An 18,712-nucleotide genomic window follows, 5' to 3' on the forward strand; every position below is an offset into this window, starting at 1 on the left:
ATGAAGGTATTTATTCAATATTTATGCCAAGGTTATACGAAGAGGTTATTTTTTTTGGTAAACAATACCAGGATTACAGCGGATCATGTTAAAATTCTGGCTAATACCTGACAGCGATTCTGAGGCACCCAAAAATAAAAAGCAGTCTTTTTTCAACGTACCGTGTATTTGAGAAATTATTTTTGATTTTAGTTCAGGAGCGAAGTAAATCAAGACGTTACGACAAAACACCAAATCAAACTGGCCCAGTAAACTATAACTATTTAACAAGTTAAGTTGGCGAAAACTGACCATTTTTTTAATCACGTCTTTCACCTTTAACATGCCATTACCACTGTTTTCAAAGAACTGTCGTTGCCGCTCCAAAGATAAGCCTCGTGATAAGGCTAAACTGTCATAATGAGCATGTTTACAATGTTCTAACATAGTAGTAGATATGTCAGTGCCAATAATTTGAACACCGCCAGGAAATGCGCCTGGGTTACTCTGTTGAAATTCATAAATCGCCATGGCAATTGAATAGGGCTCTTGTCCTGATGAGCTTGCCGCTGACCAAATTTTTAATGGTGCTCGCTGGTTTTTAAAGCCTGGCAGTAGATCTTTTTTCAATAGTTCAAAGGGGTAGCCATCTCGAAACCATAAGGTTTCATTGGTGGTCATGGCATCAATAACGGCAGCGCGTAATTGTCGTTTAACGGGATTCAGTGTTTGCGTGACGAGTTCAGACAAAGACGCGACATCAAATTTTGCCATCAGAGGTACCAAGCGACTTTTCACCAGGTACTGTTTGTTTTCACCTAAAACAATGCCGCATTGCTGCTCTAAAAACATTCTAAATTGATGATAGTTTTTATCATCAAGTTGTTTAGTTAACACTAGCTGTAATCCACCTTATTTAAATACTGCAGACTAAGATTAAGTAATCTCATCATGCTTTAGCCACTTTTTAACCGCAGTCGCTAACTCGTCAGGATGAAATTTAGGAATAAAATCTTCCGCTCCTACTTTCTCTACCATGGCATTGTTAAAAACACCACTTAGCGAAGTATGCAAAATAACCGGCATATCTTTCATGCGATCATTCTGCTTAATTTCTGCTGTTAGGGTGTAACCGTCCATCACGGGCATTTCGATATCAGAAATCAATAAAGCGACTTTTTCAGTGATGCTGTTTTGACACGCTTGATCAATTTCCTGTAATTGCTCAAGCGCTTCTTGACCATTTTTTGCTAACAGCATGGTTAAACCCAAAGGTTCAAGAGCACGTTTAACTTGATTTCGTGCCACGGTCGAGTCATCAGCAATCATAATCACTCGTTCGCCAATAGCCTCTCCAACGCTTGCATCAGCAACACCTTCGCTTAACTCTGTTGAAATAGGGTTGATTTCATTGAGAATTTTTTCAACATCGAGAATCGATACCAGTTCATCGTCAATTTTAGTAACCGCCGTAAGGTAACTTAACTTCCCCGCACCGTCTGGCGGCGGCATAATGTCTTTCCAGCTCAAGGTTACAATGCGTTCGACACCGGCAACAAGAAAACCCTGCACAGTTCGGTTGTACTCAGAAATAATAACAAAACTGCTTTCTGTTTGCACAATTGCCGGACCACCCGTGGCTTTACTTAGGTCTATAACCGAAATAGTTTGACCACGAATATGGGCAACACCTTTAACAAATTTGTTTTGCTTAGGTAATACGGTCAACCTAGGACATGGCATAACTTCACGCACTTTAAATACGTTGATACCAAAGCGCTGTTTACCAATGAGTTTAAATAACAACAACTCCAGTCGGTTCTCACCAACTAATTGGGTACGTTGATTTACTGTGTCTAATATACTTGCCATAAAACCTCCTTGGTATGCCAATGAAAGTATAACAAAGGCACGATTCTTGATTGTTTTAACGTTTAAAGCACTAGCATTGCAACAACGTAAATATTTTGACGTTATTCGTGCTAAATTGTACTGAATTAAACTTAATTAAGTTTGGATGTGTATTTTTATTTTCCTAGCAGTCAGATATAACTTATGAACAAATTAAAGATAGTAATAGCAATCACCCTTATTTATTTGGCCAGTATTAACGCTAGTTCAGCCATGACATTCGATCGTGATTATCTCTATAACTTTATCAAATCCTATGTTGAGGACAATGTCAGTTTGCCCGCACGAGGAAAACTGAAAATTGAAGTTTCTGAAATAGATCCCCGAATTACCTTACAGCCTTGTTTATTGCCATTGACGGCAAATATACCTGAAAAGCATATCGGTAGAAACGTAAATGTTAAAATTGTTTGTCCGGACGAAGAATCTTGGCAGTTGTATATCCCAGTACAAATTCACACTATTATACCGGTATTGGTAACGCGAATGCGAATAAGCAAAGGCACTTTGCTCAGTAACGCTAATATCGAAATTATATTTAAAGATAACGGGCAAATACGGGGCACAGTGCTGACCGATCCTAAAGTAGTGGTGGGTGCTCGGACAAAAAGAAACTTGTCTCAAGGTAGTGCTATTACTAATCAAAACACCTGTTTTGTCTGTAAAGGCGAGCCGGTGAATATTTTTGCTAAGTCGGCACACTTTGAAATTAAGTCTTTTGGCATTGCCTTAAATGACGGCAGTTTAGGCGAAATTATATCGGTGCGAAATAGCAAGTCTGGTCGTGTGGTTCAGGGGCAAGTTAACGCTATTAACCAAGTGATAATTAATTTATAATAATTGCTTAAGTTTTCTGCTGTTTTGCCGATAAAAGGTTAGAAACCAATAACTGTTGTAAGTAGGATACAATAATGGCTATTAATATCAACAACTTGAATAATACTAATCAAGTAAAACAAAAACTTGAACAGCAAGTTCAGACCAAACAGCAAATTAGCGAAAGTAGCAATGCCTCGCAACAAGCTAAATCGGCAACGCGTGATTCGGTATCAATTACCCCGCAAGCAAAACAAATGAATGAGCTGCAGAAACAAGCAGCTGATTCGCCGGTAGTCAATGAGAAAAAAATTGCTGAATTAAAGAGTGCAATTGCCTCTGGCGATTATAAAATAAATCCAGAAAAGCTAGCAGCAAGTATCGCCAATTTTGAATTTGAACTTGGCTAACTTGTCACTAAAGTGGAGTACATAGTGTCTGAAAAACTAACACCGCAACAATTGGTTTCTCAACAATTATCGCAATTAACGCAATTAGAGACGTTATTAGACACTGAGAAAGATGTACTGCAGCAGCAAAGCCCTGATGCACTTATTCATCTTACCGCAGACAAAAACGACCTACTTTTGGCGATTCAGAAAGTTGACAATGCCATTGGTCAAAGTTTTGAATTCAAACAAGAAAAACTAGCAGGCAAGTTCACCAATATATTATCAGATATTGAAGCCATTTTAGTGCGCTGTAAAAAACAGAACCAAATTAATGGCCTGATCATTCATCAATCACAATTATCCGTAGAACGCATGAAGACCTCATTACTAGAGAATCATAACAAGTCATCCATGACCTATAATAGTAAAGGAAAAACCTCTGGCGGACTCAGTAGCTTAGGGATAAAAGCTTAGCTTTCTATCTGTCACTTTATGTACAAAAAAAACCAGCAATGGCTGATTTTTTAATGGTACTAAAATACAGCGCAATGCAATAACGCTAGTAATAACGCTAGTAATAACGCTAGTAATATGAGATATGCTTTATTTCTTTGCGGTTAGATGTCGCGTTATAAATTTCATAAACATCTTTAAAATCTAAACTCAACTCAGTGGTATAACTGTCACCCACCGGATAACTTTTAACCACTTTTGCACCACGAATGATACCTCGTACTGATGCCTGTAATTGTTGATTATCAAGCACTAAATTAGACATGGTGGTGCTACCATTAATATTTTGACCATAAACTTGTTCAGCTAACTCCGCATAAGCAGCCATTTTTGAAGCTTTTATTGCCATCAGCATACGCTGGGTTTTGCTTTGAGAGTTCTGCAAACTAATTGGTGCTTGCCCTATGGCGGTTAATACAGGAAATTTTTCCGGTTTCACGTTTTGCCATTCAACCTGTTTATCAAACACCGAAGAACAGGCGCTTAACACTAAAGCACTTAAAAAAAACCCGATACCCTTACGTAAAGTATTCATATTCACCTTAGACATTTATTTGATCATATTACTTTTGTATCGTAATGGCACGTGCATCGTCAGCTAGCGTGGTACTGTCACGCAAGATCATGCCATCTTTCATTTTAACATTTTCATGGCGATTAAAATCATCGCCAACAACCCAAGCGGGAATAAACGACTGCGCCGTTGCCACCACAACTCGAGATTGCAAACCAATCATTCGTGCGTTGACTAACACCCCTTCATTTTGTTGCATCATAGTGCCTGTAACAACATAGTCAATTATCTGACGTTCTGGCAATTCTTGCCAATCGCGACTGAAAACATAATCACCATCGGCCGTTACACGTATATGGCCAGTGGTTTTAAAATCAATAACAACCAAGCCATGTCGTTGCATTTCATGGATAAAACTTTCTGACAGTTGATTGCCTAACGAGTTAGTTGATTCTAAATTTTTTAAATCGACAAATGATGCAACAGCGATTTGGGTTTTGCGCTTAACAAAGGTGCTATTTTCCAGCATTTGATAGGCAAGACCTTTCACCACGTCATTTATCGCATGACGAGGTAACTTAAAACTGTCAATTTCTTGTTTATCGGCATAAGAAGATCGATAAAAATCGTCCTTGGTTGTCACAGAACACGACATCACTGTCGGTATTATTATTGCTATAAGCCAATTTTTCATTGAGCTCTCCTCAATTAATGCTAATGTCATAAAATTCATAAAAATATTAAAGCATGATCCGCGCCAATATTTTATTTCACCTCAACTTAGCCTAATGCAGGTTAGATTAAAACTATACCCCTCAGATTAGCGAGTCTAGTTTTAGCGTCATTGTTCTGCCTATTAACCGCTTTTTTTTAGCACTGATTTTTTATCACTCTCAAGAGCCCTTTTTATCCCATCGTCAGCTTTTGCCAAATCATATCGGGCTTTTAATGCCTAATAAAACCCTACGTTTGCATCTCTATCAGTAACCTAATACTGATAAAAGTAGCTTGTTGGGCCACTTTACTTATCTTGAGTTGAACTTTTCTTTGAAATAGGCACAAAACCTGCATATTTAAAAACAGAGATTGATTCCCTATTAAAAGAGACCTTTATGCGTTTAAGTTTATTTTGCCTTTACTGTGCTATATATAGCAGCGCTAGTGTCGGACAATGGTATGAATCGCAAGGTGTGGCGAGCATAATAAATGCTGATAACAAAACAGCAAAAACACAGGCCATGCACAATGCGTTGAAAAAAGCCTTACTGGTTGCCGGAGCTTCAGTGTCAAGTGTTCAACAAGTGGTTAATGGTTTACTCACCCAAGACGAGATTAACATTCGCGCCAGTGGCAGTGTTAATTCATTAGAGCTGATCAGTGAACACTATAGCGACGACTTGGTCACTGTCACCATTCGGGCTGATATTTTTCCACAAGAAAAAGAGTGCTTCGCGGCTGATTATAAAAAATCCATGCTGTTAACCCGCAGTAATATACTACACCGTGAACAAGCTAATATTGGTAACATCTACGCGATTGATAGCACGTTAATCCAACAGCTCGCTAATAAAATACAGCAGCAAGGTATTTATTTGGATACTAAACTGGCCTTGCAAACTAAAACAGAATTTTCACGTTATAACCAAAGCCTGCAAAGCCAAAGTTTAAAAAACTTAACCATGTCATTAGCCAACATGACAGATAGCCAGTATGTTTTATTTTCAGAGATCCAAGATCTTTCTCTAGCCAATGACGAAAATAATAACTGGCAGTTTTGGCAAAAAAACGTCTATCAACGCCAATTTAATCTTGCCCTTTATATTCACGACGGTACCACAGGTGAAAGAATCTTGGCTAAACACTATCAAAGCTCTGCCCCTTGGCCATTCGATAAGCGCAAACAAGTTGACGTTACTAGTCATAACTTTTGGCAAAGTGACTATGGCCAAAGCATTAGTCTGACCTTAGACAAGATGGTCAGTGATATTGATGAGCACATGATGTGTCAGCCTACCCAGGGCAGAATTGTGCAAGTACAGGGTAACTCTCTGACTTTTAACTTAGGAAAAAGACACGGGGTTAAAATAGGTGATGAATTCTCTTTGCTACATTTCAATAATTTCATCAGTGATGACAAGCGCTCTTATTCAGGTTTTAACATCAGCCCTTATAAAGTTATTGTAACTTCTGTCAGTCAAGACAGTGCGCGGGCAACCACCACTGAGTCGCACATATTAGACAACATCCAAATTAACGACTTGGCGGTAAGGTATTAGCAAATTTGAACAAGGCTAAAAATTATGAACCATAATTAAATAGTGAGTTATCAGGTGTAAAGTGTATTTTTTTGAATACTAATTTATAAAATAGCTGTAGCATAGGTTAGCACTGTAATTATTTGCATCATGTCCTCATAGTTTAACTGGATAAAACTGCGGCCTCCTAAGCTGCTGCTCCAGGTTCGAGTCCTGGTGGGGACGCCAGTAATTATTTATACAGACTTTGCAAGCAAGCACTTTATCACTATCGGTACTATAACTATCGGTACTGAGGTTTTATGGTGAGTTATTTTATCTAACCTGATGTTTGATTAAGACGCGGGTAAAGAGCAAAAATATTAATATGTTGACATTGTTTTAAAGCGGTATGCTAGTAGAGGCTGCCAACACCATATAATGTAAATTGTGTATGTCGTGTCAATTTCGCCCCCTCATTATTGACTTACCTTCAGTGCAATAGATTGTAAAATAAGATATAAATTACGCTCTTCACCCTAGAGCATTACCTCCTATCACAGTGATATCCCTTATTTAGCGTAGATAAAAAAAAACCCGCGATTGCGAGGTTTTTTATTATTAAATGAGCTAATTGACTAGTTCACTATCTGTTTTTTCTCTTGCAACGTCCTTGTCGTCTGCTGCTGAGCCAGTGCTCAACAATGCTGATATGGTTAATACTAATACTGCTAATATTACCGTAGTCAGCTTAATTCCACGTGACGACGAGCTGTTCATTACTTAATCCTATGTAAGCTTGTATGTTTTTATTAAGTTTTTATTTTTTTACATACAAGCCATCAACACTATAGGATCTTAATTTTAATTTCAAGGGCTTACTCGGCCAATTCAGCTTTTATTGTCGATTTAATCACCAGATATATTCACGACAGTTTACACGGCTCATTAAGCCTTAATGTCTTTAAATATAGCTAAGTTAAAAATAATCATAGAAAAATGCTAATAACATTTGCAGTTAAGGGGTAGTCTAGGCGAAAATAAGCGCAATTTATATCCCATCAAATCTTATAATAACTGGAGCAAATATGCCGTCGCGTCAACAACTAGCCAATGCAATTCGAGTTTTAAGCATGGATGCCGTGCAAAAAGCTAAATCAGGACACCCTGGAGCCCCAATGGGCATGGCAGATATCGCTGAAGTTTTATGGCGTGACTTTCTAAAACATAACCCAACTGATCCACAGTGGGTTGATCGTGACCGCTTTATTTTGTCTAACGGCCACGGTTCCATGTTGATTTATTCACTATTACACCTTACCGGTTATGACTTGCCGATGAGTGAATTAAAAAACTTCCGCCAATTACACTCTAAAACACCGGGTCATCCTGAATACGGCTATACGCCAGGCGTAGAAACTACCACGGGTCCCTTGGGCGCTGGTCTGTCTAATGCTGTAGGTATGGCAATAGCTGAAAAAACCTTGGCGGCACAGTTTAACCGTGACGGTCATAACATTGTCGATCACAACACTTATGTATTTTTAGGTGATGGTTGTTTAATGGAAGGTATTTCCCATGAAGTTTGTTCATTAGCCGGTACCTTAGGTTTAGGCAAATTAGTGGCCTTTTGGGATGATAACGGTATTTCAATTGATGGTCATGTTGAAGGTTGGTTCACTGACAATACCCCAGCACGATTTGAAGCTTACGGTTGGCATGTGATCAGCGATGTTGATGGTCATGATAGCGCCGCTATCACGGCTGCTATTGCCGCAGCAAAAGCCGTCACCGATAAACCTACTATGATTTGTTGTAAAACCGTGATTGGCTTTGGTTCACCCAATAAATCAGGTACGCACGATTGTCACGGCGCACCATTAGGCGACGACGAAATTACGGCAACGCGCGAATTTCTTAACTGGCCTCATGCGCCATTTGAAATACCTGCTGATATTTATGCTGAGTGGGATCAAAAAGAAAGTGGCGCCACAGCACAAGCTAACTGGAATGATAAATTTGCCGCTTACCAAGCGGCTCACCCAACCTTAGCCGCAGAATATGAACGTCGTGTGATTAAAGGTGATTTACCTGCAGAATTTGAAGAAAAAGCCAATGCCTACATTTTAGCCTGTCAGGAAAAAGCTGAAAATGTCGCTTCACGTAAAGCATCGCAAAACACCATTGAAGTCTTTGGTGCTATGTTACCTGAGTTATTGGGCGGCTCAGCGGATTTAGCCGGCTCAAACTTAACACTTTGGTCTGGTTCAAAAGGCATTCAAGATGATGCGGCCGGTAACTACATTTACTACGGTGTGCGTGAATTTGGTATGAGCGGCATCATGAACGGTGTTTCATTGCATGGTGGTTTTATAAACTACGGTGCCACTTTCATGATGTTTATGGAGTACGCTCGTAATGCGGTACGCATGTCTGCACTTATGGGCATTCAAAACATTTTCGTCTACACCCATGATTCAATTGGTCAAGGTGAAGATGGTCCAACACATCAGCCTATTGAGCAGTTAACTAACCTACGTACCACACCTAACATGGTGACTTGGCGTCCAGCCGATGCCACCGAGTCTGCTGTGGCATGGAAAAACGCGGTTGTTCGCCAGAATGCACCAACATCATTAATTTTTTCTCGCCAAGGTTTACCTGCATTAACACGTACCAGTGCGCAAGTAGCTGATATTGCTAAAGGTGGCTACATCTTAAAAGATAGTGTTGGCACACCAGAAGTTATTTTAATTGCTACCGGCTCTGAAGTGTCATTAGCGTTAAAAGCAGCTGAAAGCTTGGGTGATAATGTCCGTGTTGTTTCTATGCCATCAACCAATATTTTTGATGCCCAAGATAATGACTACAAAGCATCAGTATTGCCACCAGCAGTGACCAAACGTGTGGCAATTGAAGCCGCACATACTGACTTTTGGTATAAATACGTCGGCTTGACTGGCAAAGTTGTTGGCATGACCACTTTTGGTGAGTCAGCGCCGGGTAATGTCTTACTTGAATATTTTGGTTTTACCGTTGAAAACGTAGTTAACACAGTAAACAGCCTAAACTAATCACCTTTGCCGCAAAATGGCATTTATAGCCAGTTAACACCTGCTTAACTGGCTATCTCCTTTAGCAAATTCGTGATCAATAAGAGCCAAAAACATGTCTATTAATATCGCTATCAATGGCTTTGGCCGAATCGGCAGAAATGTTGTTCGTGCACTATATGAAAACTCCAGCACCAACGAATTTAATTTAGTCGCTATTAATGAACTTGCCGAGCCTGAAGGCATAGCTCACCTATTAAAATACGACTCAACTCATGGTCGTTTTTCATTTGCGGTGCAACAAAGCGCTGGCAAATTATTTATTGCTGGTGACGAAATATCGTTAAGCCATGAAACCGAGTTAAGCAATCTGCCTTGGCAAGAGCACAATGTCGATATTGTTATTGATTGTACTGGTAAGTTTGGCAGCCAAGCAGATGGCCAGTTACATATTCAGCAAGGTGCAAAAAAGGTCTTGTTTTCACATCCTGGCTCACAAGATTTAGACGCGACCATTATTTATGGTATTAACCATCAACAACTCACTGCGGCTGAAAAAGTGGTATCAAACGGCTCTTGCACCACCAATTGTGTGGTGCCTGTTATTCAGGTTTTAGATCAAGCCTTTGGTGTTGAAAGTGGTGCCATCACGACCATTCATTCTTCGATGCATGATCAACAAGTGATTGATGCTTATCATCCTGACTTACGCCGTGCTCGTGCCGCTAGCCAATCGATAATACCGGTTGATACTAAATTGGCCGCAGGTATTGAACGGATATTACCCAAGTTTGCTGGCCGCTTTGAAGCGATAGCTGTGCGAGTACCCACTATCAATGTAACCGCTATGGATTTAAGCTTAAACTTATCAAGTGATGCTACTATTGCACAAATTAATCAAGCCATTGTTGACGCTCAACACAGTGGGTTGGCGGGCATTTTAGGTTATACCACCGAACCCTTAGTTTCCATCGACTTTAATCATGACCCACACTCAAGTATTGTTGATGGCAATCAAACGCGAGTTAGTCACAAGCGTTTAGTTAAATTACTTATTTGGTGTGATAACGAATGGGGTTTTGCTAATCGTTTACTAGACACTGCTTCTGCTATGGCAAAAGTGGGTTAATTGAGCATAGATGTCGTTAACAAATACAATCACTTAAACTTTACTTAACCGTTAAACTTCTACCAACAGGGAATAAACATGTCAGTAATCAAAATGACCGACTTAGCATTAAACAACCAACGTGTGCTCATTCGTGAAGACTTAAATGTACCCGTTAAAGAGGGTAAAATCACCTCTGATGCGCGCTTAAGAGCGGCCTTACCGACACTGAGATTAGCCTTAGATGCGGGTGCTAAAGTGATGGTTATGTCGCACTTAGGTCGTCCAACGGAAGGCGAATATAATTCCGAGTTTTCTTTGCAGCCTGTAGCAGATTACCTCAGTGCCGCACTTAACGTACCGGTTCGTTTAGCCACAGATTACCTTGATGGTGTAGAGGTTAATATTGGCGAATTGGTGATATTTGAAAACATTCGCTTTAATCTTGGTGAGCAAAGTAATGATGACGCTTTATCGAAAAAATTAGCCGCGCTTTGTGACATTTTCGTTATGGACGCATTTGGCACGGCTCATCGCGCACAAGCCAGTACACATGGCGTCGCAAAATATGCAGCTACTGCCTGTGCCGGCCCACTGTTAGCGGGTGAATTAACCGCGTTATCACAAGCACTAGATAACCCTGCCCGTCCATTGGTGGCGATTGTTGGTGGCTCAAAAGTGTCAACTAAACTTACCGTGCTAGACTCATTGGCAGGTATTGTTGACCAGCTGGTGGTTGGTGGCGGTATTGCCAATACCTTTATTGCCTCGCAAGGTCACAATGTGGGTAAATCATTATTCGAAGCTGATTTAGTCGATGAAGCAAAACGCTTAACTAAACAAGCTAGCGACAATAATGGTTCAATTCCAGTCCCCACCGATGTGGTGGTTGGTCAAGAATTTTCTGAAACCGCTGTAGCAACACTTAAAAATGTTAGCGACGTAGCCGATGGCGATATGATTTTTGATATTGGCCCAGAGAGCGCCAAAGCCTTGGCAGATATTATCGCTAATGCCGGTACAGTGGTATGGAATGGCCCCGTTGGTGTTTTTGAATTCGACCAATTTGGTCAAGGCACTGAAGTTATCGCCCACGCTATTGCCAATAGCAAGGCATTCTCTATTGCCGGAGGTGGTGACACCTTAGCCGCTGTTGATAAATATGGTATTGCCGATAAAATATCTTATATTTCTACCGGTGGTGGTGCTTTTCTTGAATTTTTAGAAGGCAAAAAATTGCCTGCAGTAGAAATTTTAGAAGCGCGCGCTAAAGCATAAACTCGCTCGACAAATAAATATTTTATCTTAAAAAGCTGACCGCACTTAATTGTGCTGTCAGCTTTTTTTTCACTTTTTTTTCAATAGGACTTTCATTAGGTTATTTATTTTCAGTGACTCAAATCAAGCACAAAAATATTATTCAATACACTGTCTATTTCGTAGTAAATTTACACCAATACCACAACTTATCATACTAAAACCTGCTTAAAACACCATTACTTACGTAATTAATATACAGAAGCGGTAAATTAAAAAAAAATTATATTTTAAGTAATATTGATCCTTTTTTTCTAGTGCAAATTACTAAATTCATCTGATATACTTACGTTACGAAAGTACTAAGTTTCACAATGAAACTTGTTAACCATCAATTTTGTCACTATTTACAATCACAGGAGTTAGTTCATGGCTTTAGTATCTATGCGCCAAATGTTAGATCATGCGGCCGAAAACGGTTACGGTATCCCAGCCTTTAACGTTAACAATTTAGAACAAGTTAGAGCTATCATGCTTGCCGCCAACGACACCAACAGTCCAGTAATTTTACAGGGCTCAGCAGGCGCTAGAGCGTATGCGGGCGCACCCTTTTTACGGCACTTAATTCTAGCCGCTATTGAAGAGTTCCCTCATATACCTGTGGTAATGCACCAAGATCACGGCACCTCACCGGGGGTTTGCCAACGCTCAATTCAGTTAGGTTTTTCATCTGTGATGATGGACGGTTCATTAATGACTGACGGTAAAACGCCTTCAAGCTATGAATACAATGTTGATGTGACTCGCCGTACTGTTGAAATGGCGCACGCCTGTGGTGTTTCAGTTGAAGGTGAATTAGGTTGTTTAGGTTCGCTTGAAACGGGTGAAGCCGGTGAAGAAGATGGCATTGGCGCGGTCGGTAAATTGACCATGGAGCAAATGCTAACTGATCCTGAAGAAGCCGCTGACTTTGTGCAAAAAACACAAGTTGACGCCTTAGCTATTGCCTGTGGTACTTCTCACGGTGCTTATAAGTTTACCCGTCCACCAACGGGCGATATATTAGCGATTGATCGTATTAAAGCCATTCATAGCCGTATTCCTAATACACATTTAGTGATGCACGGTTCTTCTTCAGTGCCACAAGACTGGTTAGCTATTATTAATGAATTTGGTGGTAAGATACCAGAAACTTATGGTGTACCGGTTGAGCAAATTCAAGAAGGTATTAAAAATGGTGTGCGCAAAATCAACATAGATACCGATTTACGTTTAGCGTCTACGGGTGCTGTTCGTCGTTTCTTAGCCGAAAACCCAAGTGAATTTGACCCACGTAAATTCTTAAAAGCATCAACACAAGCTATGTACGATATTTGTAAAGCACGTTACGAAGCCTTTGGCAGCGTTGGCCATGCGTCAGCAATTAAGCCTATCTCGCTTGATAACATGTTTATGCAATATTCTACTGGCAAATTGGATGCTTTAATTAAGTAATTAAAGTTAAAAATAACGACAAGTAATTAGTCCTATTTAGTTTAATACGCTAGCAAATAATCCGATGGATATTATTCATCGGATTTTTTTCGTCTGCTTTTTTAATGATCACTTTTAAAGACAAACGCGCATCAAAAAGCTAATTAATTGAAATATCATCACATCGTCAATAAACCGCTTAATTTCTTAACAATATAATGATATTTCAATTGATGTTTATTATAATTAACCCTTTATCATGATACTTAGGATACATAATGGACACTATGCAAAACTGGTTTGTCGATAACCAACCATTGTTGATCGATTTTGCGATTAAATTAATCGTTGCAATAGCCATCATTGTCGTCGGTAAGTTTATTGCCAAAATGGTTCGCCAAGGTGTAATCAAAGTCATGCGCCATAAGGGCATGGATGAAGCGATTATTTCCTTCATCAGTAGTTTGCTTTACGGTATGTTGTTTTTCATTATTATTGTTGCCGCCATATCACACTTAGGCTTTAACACCACGTCATTAGTCGCTATCGTTGGTGCCGCCGGTTTAGCGATAGGTCTAGCGTTACAAGGTTCATTATCCAACTTTGCTTCGGGCGTATTACTGATTGTTTTTAAACCCTTTAAATCAGGCGATTTTATCGAAGTCGCTGGTGTTGCGGGTATGGTTGAACAAATTTTAATATTCTCCACTCAATTGAGAACCGGTGATAATAAAACCGTTATTATCCCAAATGGTGCAATCACTAGTGGTACTATTACCAATTACTCAACCAAAGCAACCAGAAGAATCGATTTAATCATCGGGGTAAGCTATGAAGCCGACCTAGCAAAAACTAAAGCACTGTTACTCGCTATAGCCAGTGCCGATGAAAGAGTATTAAAAGACCAAACAGTAACCGTAGGTGTATCAGCACTTGCTGACAGCAGCGTTAATTTCGTGGTAAGACCTTGGGTTAACTCTGCAGATTACTGGCCAACTTACTACGATTTACTAGAAAAAATTAAAACTGAATTGGACAACGCAGGTATCGAAATCCCATTCCCACAATTATCTATTCATATGAATAAAGAGGAAAGCAATGAATCATAAGTTATTATCAGCCGCATTATGTTGTGTATCACTAACATCGCTAGCAGAAGAAGAAGCAACCACAGTAGCAGTAGAGTCACCTTATACGGCTTCGGCAGAGTTAGGTATGCTTTTTAAAACCGGTGATACTAATAGTGCTGATATTAAATCCGGCTTTGATTTTACTTACGAAGTTGATGATTGGAAATCCACAGTAACACTGGGCTTACTGGTCAAGAAGACTGAGCTAGAAGATGAGAACGGTGAAGAACATTTTACCACCAGTGATCAAAAATGGACGGCGGTCGGCCAAACAAATTACAATATTAATACAGCGAGCCCAAACTATATCTATGGTAACGTTTCTTATGAAGATAATCGTTTTAGTAATTTCAAAAGCCAAAGTTCAGTTTCAACCGGTTGGGGTCGTCGTTGGTTTGAATCTAAAAAAGCAACATTAGATGCCGATATTGGCCCAGGTTACAAGCGCGACGTTATTCGCCAAACTGACGTTCTAGCAGAACAAACTAAATCTGCTTTTATTATTCAAGCCCAGGCTTTATACAAGCGTCAAATAAATGAACACGTTTTATTTAAGCAATTAGTTGTCGCTAAGTACGCACCAAAAGCAGACGAAAATAGCATTTATAAAGCGAGAACATCAATCACAACAAAGTTACTTGAAACCTTGCAGCTTAAGTTTAGCTTTACCTTAGATTACAACACTGACGTGGAAGATGACAAAGAAAATGTTAATACCGAAACCGCTATGACTCTAGTCTACAGTTTCTAAGTATTAAGCGCAGTTAGTGATAACCTTTTTTATAAAGCCAGCATGCGTAACATGCTGGCTTTATTCTTTTTATGTATTGAAACATCACTGATTTTTTAAAGCGACTTTACTGACTAGCCTAAAAACTACCGCACTTAAGGCTAATGTCGCCACAATCGCCGCACCACTGGGTAGGTCAAAACTGGCTGATAAACACAAACCAAATAAGTAACCCACTAAGCCCACGCCATAAGCCCAGAGTAATACCCGTTTTGTCTGTAACTTATTAATCGCCAATGCGGGTAATATTAAGGTACTAAAAACAAGATAAACGCCAACAAGCTCAACCGATAATGTGATCACTAGCGCAAAGATAAGATAGAAAGCTGCACCATCTAATATCTTAGGCTTATAGAATATTAGCGCCAAAATTGCACTATAGACCACAGTAGGTAACAACAATTGTTGCCAACTTACCCAGAGGATTTGTCCTGACATGAGCTGTTTAAGCAGTTCAGCGCCATGGGGGTCATTAGCTAACAATAACATAGCCGTCACGGCTGATAAGACGTAAAAACACCCTATCATAGCTTCCAATTCTTCTGCCATATGCTTAGCTAACCAAGCAATAATGCCCGCTCCCGCTAAAGCAAATAGCGCTGGCATCCAAAGATGTGCATAGGCAAGTTCAGCAATATCATGATCCATACGCACAACAATAGCGCCTAAAGCAGCAATTTGTGCGATAGCTAAATCAATAAAAATAATGCCACGCTTTAATACTTGCTTACCTAGCACAACATGGGTTGAAAGCACTAATATACCCGCAGCAAAAGCCGGCAATAATATGGTCAGTAATTCATAATCCATCAAAGGTCCCCCTAACAGCTAATATTATTTTTGTGCGCGATATGCTTGCGTCAATAAATCTAGCGTACTGTCATATAAGCTAAATAAATCATTGCTTTGCTCATTACCACCGACCGATAGTGGCAATACAATAACGGGTAAATTAGACTTTTCTGCTAACCAATGCGCGCCACGTTGGTCTTGATAAGACGCAATAATAATTGCCGCTATATCACCTTTTTTAGCCCGTTTCAACAAGCTTGCAAGGTGGCTACTGGTTGGCGGCAAGCCGGGTTTAGGCTCTAAGTCTGCTACTTGTTCAATATTGGCAAAGTCAAACAAATAACGAAAACTTGAGTGATACGCAATCACTTTCATGCCCTGCAAATCACGCGCTTTGACTTGCCACTGGGTCATGGCTAATTGCCAACGTGCCGTAAAACGACTTAGCTGCTGCTGATACCCAGCACTTTGCTTTTCATCAAGTTGAATTAACTTATCGGTTAACGCTTGAGCAATAGTTAGCATACGCTGTGGCGAAAAATGTACATGCGGATTACCTAAGCTATGTACGTCGCCCATACTACGGTCGACGTTGCTCATTTGATCTAAGGTTTTTACATGCTCTGTCGCAAAAAACAAACCTTTGTCTGTGCTACGCACTTGCACATTAGCCGCTTTCATTTGCAACATAGGTAACCAACCAACTTCTAATTCAGCACCGGCGCAGATCACCAGATCTGCTTGGCGCATTTTAGCAATCAAACTTGGCCGAGCTTGCACTTGATGTGGGTCTTGCATCGCGGTTGTAGCTGAATATATTCGAGCATCTGGCGCAAGTTCCTTCGCTAAAGCGGCATATTCAGGCTCACAAGCAAAAATATTCATTTGCGCCAAAGCACAGTGACTTAAGGTCAGTAAAGCACTGCCTAATAGTAATTTAAAATTGATGCGCATTGTGTGCTCCCATTGTCATAACATATTGTAAGGTCATAACATTGTCATTATTCGCATTTTCAAAACCAATATTACTCTGATGACTAAACTCTAATCTCACAGTAGAAAAGTGACTATTGTGCCAAGCGACGCTGAGCTCAGTTTCCTTCAGTGTTTGTTGATCAAAGTGTCCTTCATGTTGCAATTGACTATCTAGCTTGCCATAACGTAATCCTGCCGACCAATTCGGTGAGAATTGATAAACACCACTGACATACCAAGCTTGATGATAATCTTTACTATTAGCTTCCCCCCCCTCAATATGGTCTGCTGCCCCAGCAAGCACCTCATGAAGCTCAGGAACCATAAAGTCACTGACTCTAAAGTACTCAGCACTTAGGGTTAAATGTTGATATTTATAATTACCATTAGGTGCCCATTTATAAACAAAATCAGTTATAAAGGTATTTTTTCCTGTGTAACTTGCAGCATGCGCATGATCATCTGGGTTTTCAGCTACGGCTTCATCGGCTGCTGCTCCATGGTCTTCTTCATGCTCTTCAGGCGTTAATTGGCCATTTTCATTACGTAAATAACTCACCCCTAACTGCCATGAGCTTTCAATGGAAATATCGCCACCGATTTTAGTAAAAGCGCTATAAACCCCTGTGCTGTCAAACACTCGTTCACCATGCTCATCAGCTGCTCTAAGACTATCACCTGAAAAGGCTTCTACGCCCATAGTCCAATACAAATCCGTGGGGGCAATGTAACTAAATCTCAAGCCATCGTCGAAGTAATGCCCACCTAAAAATGCTCGATAAGCACTGGGTCTACTGGTAAAAGAGTCACTATGAAGATGTTGGTTATTTAAATAGCCAATATCTGATAGAAACCTACCTGCACGTACGGTAAAGCCGTTAGGTAGGGCCATAGTTTGAATAAAGGCTTCTTCAACGTTAACTTCAGTTTCACCATCATGTGATTCGAAAACTGTGGTGAGTTTACCAAAGAACATATCATCAATACTGGCACTAAATGCCAGTTCAGTTTCACCAATGCCAAAACCTTTTGCTCGTTCTGTCATCAGGCGATCTTCACTTTGATAATAACCATCTAAAACCGCACTGACGGTTAGGTTAGAGAGTGTCGGTGTTTGCGCTTGTGAAAGCAGAGGGAAAAAGCTAGATATAACCATTGCTGCGCTTAATTTTATCGGCAACTTTGCCGAAAAGCGGCTAGCTAAAAATTGAAAATTTTTCATTGTTAAAAATCTCTAAAATAAATTAAATACGAATACACAAATCGCGTGTTAATTAAAAGCAAGCGCTTGGTAAAACTTTAAATTGTTAAAAAATACCGGTTTGATTATTAATGTTATCAACTAGGTATAAGAGGTTTTAGAGTGTTAGAGGAGGGGCACGACTAAGGTAAGTAACACTTTGAGTGAGTGTTAATATTGGTCGAATACTAGTGGTTTGTTCAATCGGTTGAGAAATAAACCCAAGTTTGACGTCATGCTGCGGCAGTACTTGATCAAATTGATGCTGGTGAAAGCACAAAGTACAGTGAGTTTTAGCACCATCATCAATATGTTCAACACTATGCGCAGCAGCAGCCACAGACAAAAATAACAATATAGCACTGAGCCATATTGCGATAAATCGCCTGTTAGTTACTGAAAAGTACATTTGTGCTACCCAATGAGTGAATGAATAAAATTCAGTAATAGTGTACGCGACTTACAACTTATCTTACAAGCAGAGCGCGTACCGTTTAACACAATTAACGGTACTTCTATCGCAAGTGTTTAAGTA

The 18,712-nt window shown here is 39.9% G+C and carries 19 protein-coding genes and 1 tRNA gene; 11 read left to right on the forward strand and 9 right to left on the reverse strand.

Annotation, left to right across the window (positions count from 1 at the left end):
* Positions 1 to 45 precede the first annotated feature (45 nt).
* Both H4J54_RS05920 and H4J54_RS05925 read right to left on the reverse strand, forming a co-directional pair.
* Positions 46 to 876, reverse strand: a complete 831-nt coding sequence (locus H4J54_RS05920) for a protein-glutamate O-methyltransferase CheR (RefSeq protein ID WP_182189985.1) — start codon at positions 874 to 876, stop codon at positions 46 to 48.
* Positions 877 to 915: 39 nt separating this feature from the next.
* Positions 916 to 1,851 carry a chemotaxis protein gene (locus H4J54_RS05925; protein ID WP_182189986.1) on the reverse strand — a complete coding sequence of 312 codons (936 nt, stop codon included), beginning with the start codon at positions 1,849 to 1,851 and terminating at the stop codon, positions 916 to 918.
* 183 nt (positions 1,852 to 2,034) lie between these two features.
* Between H4J54_RS05925 and flgA the strand changes: the two genes are divergently transcribed.
* The 3 genes from flgA (at position 2,035) to H4J54_RS05940 (ending at position 3,572) form a co-directional block, all read left to right on the forward strand.
* Entirely contained in the window at positions 2,035 to 2,727 is a 693-nt protein-coding gene (flgA, locus tag H4J54_RS05930) for a flagellar basal body P-ring formation chaperone FlgA (RefSeq protein ID WP_182189987.1), read from the forward strand.
* 74 nt (positions 2,728 to 2,801) lie between these two features.
* Entirely contained in the window at positions 2,802 to 3,116 is a 315-nt protein-coding gene (flgM, locus tag H4J54_RS05935) for a flagellar biosynthesis anti-sigma factor FlgM (protein WP_182189988.1), read from the forward strand.
* A gap of 24 nt (positions 3,117 to 3,140) precedes the next feature.
* Positions 3,141 to 3,572, forward strand: a complete 432-nt coding sequence (locus H4J54_RS05940; protein WP_310650148.1) for a flagellar export chaperone FlgN — start codon at positions 3,141 to 3,143, stop codon at positions 3,570 to 3,572.
* 109 nt (positions 3,573 to 3,681) lie between these two features.
* Here H4J54_RS05940 and H4J54_RS05945 read toward each other — a convergent pair whose 3' ends face one another.
* Together H4J54_RS05945 and H4J54_RS05950 are read right to left on the reverse strand one after the other, a co-directional pair.
* Positions 3,682 to 4,146, reverse strand: coding sequence for an LPP20 family lipoprotein (locus tag H4J54_RS05945; protein ID WP_182189990.1), 465 nt, complete (start codon positions 4,144 to 4,146; stop codon positions 3,682 to 3,684).
* Positions 4,147 to 4,174: 28 nt separating this feature from the next.
* The gene (locus H4J54_RS05950; RefSeq protein WP_182189991.1) at positions 4,175 to 4,819 is read right to left on the reverse strand and encodes a FlgO family outer membrane protein; all 645 of its coding nucleotides are present in this window, start codon (positions 4,817 to 4,819) and stop codon (positions 4,175 to 4,177) included.
* Positions 4,820 to 5,237: 418 nt separating this feature from the next.
* Here H4J54_RS05950 and H4J54_RS05955 point away from each other — a divergent pair, with 418 nt between their 5' ends.
* Together H4J54_RS05955 and H4J54_RS05960 are read left to right on the forward strand one after the other, a co-directional pair.
* On the forward strand, positions 5,238 to 6,401 hold the full coding sequence (locus H4J54_RS05955) for a flagella assembly protein FlgT (RefSeq protein WP_182189992.1): 1,164 nt from the start codon (positions 5,238 to 5,240) through the stop codon (positions 6,399 to 6,401).
* Between the two features lie 131 nt (positions 6,402 to 6,532).
* Positions 6,533 to 6,608, forward strand: a tRNA-Arg gene (locus tag H4J54_RS05960).
* A gap of 381 nt (positions 6,609 to 6,989) precedes the next feature.
* Here the strand turns inward: H4J54_RS05960 and H4J54_RS05965 are convergent.
* On the reverse strand, positions 6,990 to 7,139 hold the full coding sequence (locus H4J54_RS05965) for a hypothetical protein (RefSeq protein ID WP_182189993.1): 150 nt from the start codon (positions 7,137 to 7,139) through the stop codon (positions 6,990 to 6,992).
* A gap of 308 nt (positions 7,140 to 7,447) precedes the next feature.
* Here H4J54_RS05965 and tkt point away from each other — a divergent pair, with 308 nt between their 5' ends.
* From tkt to H4J54_RS05995, 6 genes are all read left to right on the forward strand, one after another.
* Entirely contained in the window at positions 7,448 to 9,433 is a 1,986-nt protein-coding gene (gene tkt, locus H4J54_RS05970) for a transketolase (protein WP_182189994.1), read from the forward strand.
* A 94-nt stretch (positions 9,434 to 9,527) separates the two neighbouring features.
* Positions 9,528 to 10,541, forward strand: coding sequence for an erythrose-4-phosphate dehydrogenase (gene epd / locus H4J54_RS05975; protein ID WP_182189995.1), 1,014 nt, complete (start codon positions 9,528 to 9,530; stop codon positions 10,539 to 10,541).
* A 78-nt stretch (positions 10,542 to 10,619) separates the two neighbouring features.
* Entirely contained in the window at positions 10,620 to 11,798 is a 1,179-nt protein-coding gene (locus H4J54_RS05980) for a phosphoglycerate kinase (RefSeq protein ID WP_182189996.1), read from the forward strand.
* A gap of 408 nt (positions 11,799 to 12,206) precedes the next feature.
* On the forward strand, positions 12,207 to 13,271 hold the full coding sequence (gene fba, locus H4J54_RS05985) for a class II fructose-bisphosphate aldolase (protein WP_182189997.1): 1,065 nt from the start codon (positions 12,207 to 12,209) through the stop codon (positions 13,269 to 13,271).
* Positions 13,272 to 13,528: 257 nt separating this feature from the next.
* Complete coding sequence (locus tag H4J54_RS05990; RefSeq protein WP_182189998.1) at positions 13,529 to 14,359, forward strand: mechanosensitive ion channel domain-containing protein; 831 nt, start codon at positions 13,529 to 13,531, stop codon at positions 14,357 to 14,359.
* Complete coding sequence (locus H4J54_RS05995) at positions 14,349 to 15,131, forward strand: YdiY family protein (RefSeq protein ID WP_182189999.1); 783 nt, start codon at positions 14,349 to 14,351, stop codon at positions 15,129 to 15,131. Before H4J54_RS05990 ends, H4J54_RS05995 begins: the two co-directional genes overlap by 11 nt.
* Before the next feature lie 84 nt (positions 15,132 to 15,215).
* Here H4J54_RS05995 and H4J54_RS06000 read toward each other — a convergent pair whose 3' ends face one another.
* The 4 genes from H4J54_RS06000 to H4J54_RS06015 form a co-directional block, all read right to left on the reverse strand.
* Positions 15,216 to 15,983 (reverse strand): metal ABC transporter permease, encoded by a 768-nt coding sequence (locus tag H4J54_RS06000; protein WP_182190000.1) that lies wholly within the window; start codon positions 15,981 to 15,983, stop codon positions 15,216 to 15,218.
* A gap of 21 nt (positions 15,984 to 16,004) precedes the next feature.
* Positions 16,005 to 16,916: a metal ABC transporter solute-binding protein, Zn/Mn family gene (locus H4J54_RS06005; RefSeq protein WP_182190001.1), complete on the reverse strand. Its 912-nt coding sequence runs from the start codon at positions 16,914 to 16,916 to the stop codon at positions 16,005 to 16,007.
* Positions 16,900 to 18,159: a hypothetical protein gene (locus H4J54_RS06010; RefSeq protein WP_404851887.1), complete on the reverse strand. Its 1,260-nt coding sequence runs from the start codon at positions 18,157 to 18,159 to the stop codon at positions 16,900 to 16,902. The genes H4J54_RS06005 and H4J54_RS06010 overlap by 17 nt, the downstream gene beginning before the upstream one ends.
* A gap of 136 nt (positions 18,160 to 18,295) precedes the next feature.
* Positions 18,296 to 18,586 carry a DUF2607 family protein gene (locus tag H4J54_RS06015; RefSeq protein WP_182190002.1) on the reverse strand — a complete coding sequence of 97 codons (291 nt, stop codon included), beginning with the start codon at positions 18,584 to 18,586 and terminating at the stop codon, positions 18,296 to 18,298.
* Positions 18,587 to 18,712: the final 126 nt, after the last annotated feature.

This window comes from Colwellia sp. MB3u-8, from assembly GCF_014076985.1.
Taxonomy (GTDB): domain Bacteria; phylum Pseudomonadota; class Gammaproteobacteria; order Enterobacterales; family Alteromonadaceae; genus Cognaticolwellia.

Excerpts from the sequence above, each read along its gene's own strand:
- H4J54_RS05925 (WP_182189986.1), bottom strand. The coding sequence starts at position 1,851 with ATGGCAAGTATATTAGACACAGTAAATCAACGTACCCAATTAGTTGGT.
- flgA (WP_182189987.1), top strand. The coding sequence starts at position 2,035 with ATGAACAAATTAAAGATAGTAATAGCAATCACCCTTATTTATTTGGCC.
- flgM (WP_182189988.1), top strand. The coding sequence starts at position 2,802 with ATGGCTATTAATATCAACAACTTGAATAATACTAATCAAGTAAAACAA.
- H4J54_RS05945 (WP_182189990.1), bottom strand. The coding sequence starts at position 4,146 with ATGAATACTTTACGTAAGGGTATCGGGTTTTTTTTAAGTGCTTTAGTG.
- H4J54_RS05950 (WP_182189991.1), bottom strand. The coding sequence starts at position 4,819 with ATGAAAAATTGGCTTATAGCAATAATAATACCGACAGTGATGTCGTGT.
- H4J54_RS05955 (WP_182189992.1), top strand. The coding sequence starts at position 5,238 with ATGCGTTTAAGTTTATTTTGCCTTTACTGTGCTATATATAGCAGCGCT.
- H4J54_RS05965 (WP_182189993.1), bottom strand. The coding sequence starts at position 7,139 with ATGAACAGCTCGTCGTCACGTGGAATTAAGCTGACTACGGTAATATTA.
- tkt (WP_182189994.1), top strand. The coding sequence starts at position 7,448 with ATGCCGTCGCGTCAACAACTAGCCAATGCAATTCGAGTTTTAAGCATG.
- epd (WP_182189995.1), top strand. The coding sequence starts at position 9,528 with ATGTCTATTAATATCGCTATCAATGGCTTTGGCCGAATCGGCAGAAAT.
- H4J54_RS05980 (WP_182189996.1), top strand. The coding sequence starts at position 10,620 with ATGTCAGTAATCAAAATGACCGACTTAGCATTAAACAACCAACGTGTG.
- fba (WP_182189997.1), top strand. The coding sequence starts at position 12,207 with ATGGCTTTAGTATCTATGCGCCAAATGTTAGATCATGCGGCCGAAAAC.
- H4J54_RS05990 (WP_182189998.1), top strand. The coding sequence starts at position 13,529 with ATGGACACTATGCAAAACTGGTTTGTCGATAACCAACCATTGTTGATC.
- H4J54_RS05995 (WP_182189999.1), top strand. The coding sequence starts at position 14,349 with ATGAATCATAAGTTATTATCAGCCGCATTATGTTGTGTATCACTAACA.
- H4J54_RS06005 (WP_182190001.1), bottom strand. The coding sequence starts at position 16,916 with ATGCGCATCAATTTTAAATTACTATTAGGCAGTGCTTTACTGACCTTA.
- H4J54_RS06010 (WP_404851887.1), bottom strand. The coding sequence starts at position 18,159 with ATGAAAAATTTTCAATTTTTAGCTAGCCGCTTTTCGGCAAAGTTGCCG.
- H4J54_RS06015 (WP_182190002.1), bottom strand. The coding sequence starts at position 18,586 with ATGTACTTTTCAGTAACTAACAGGCGATTTATCGCAATATGGCTCAGT.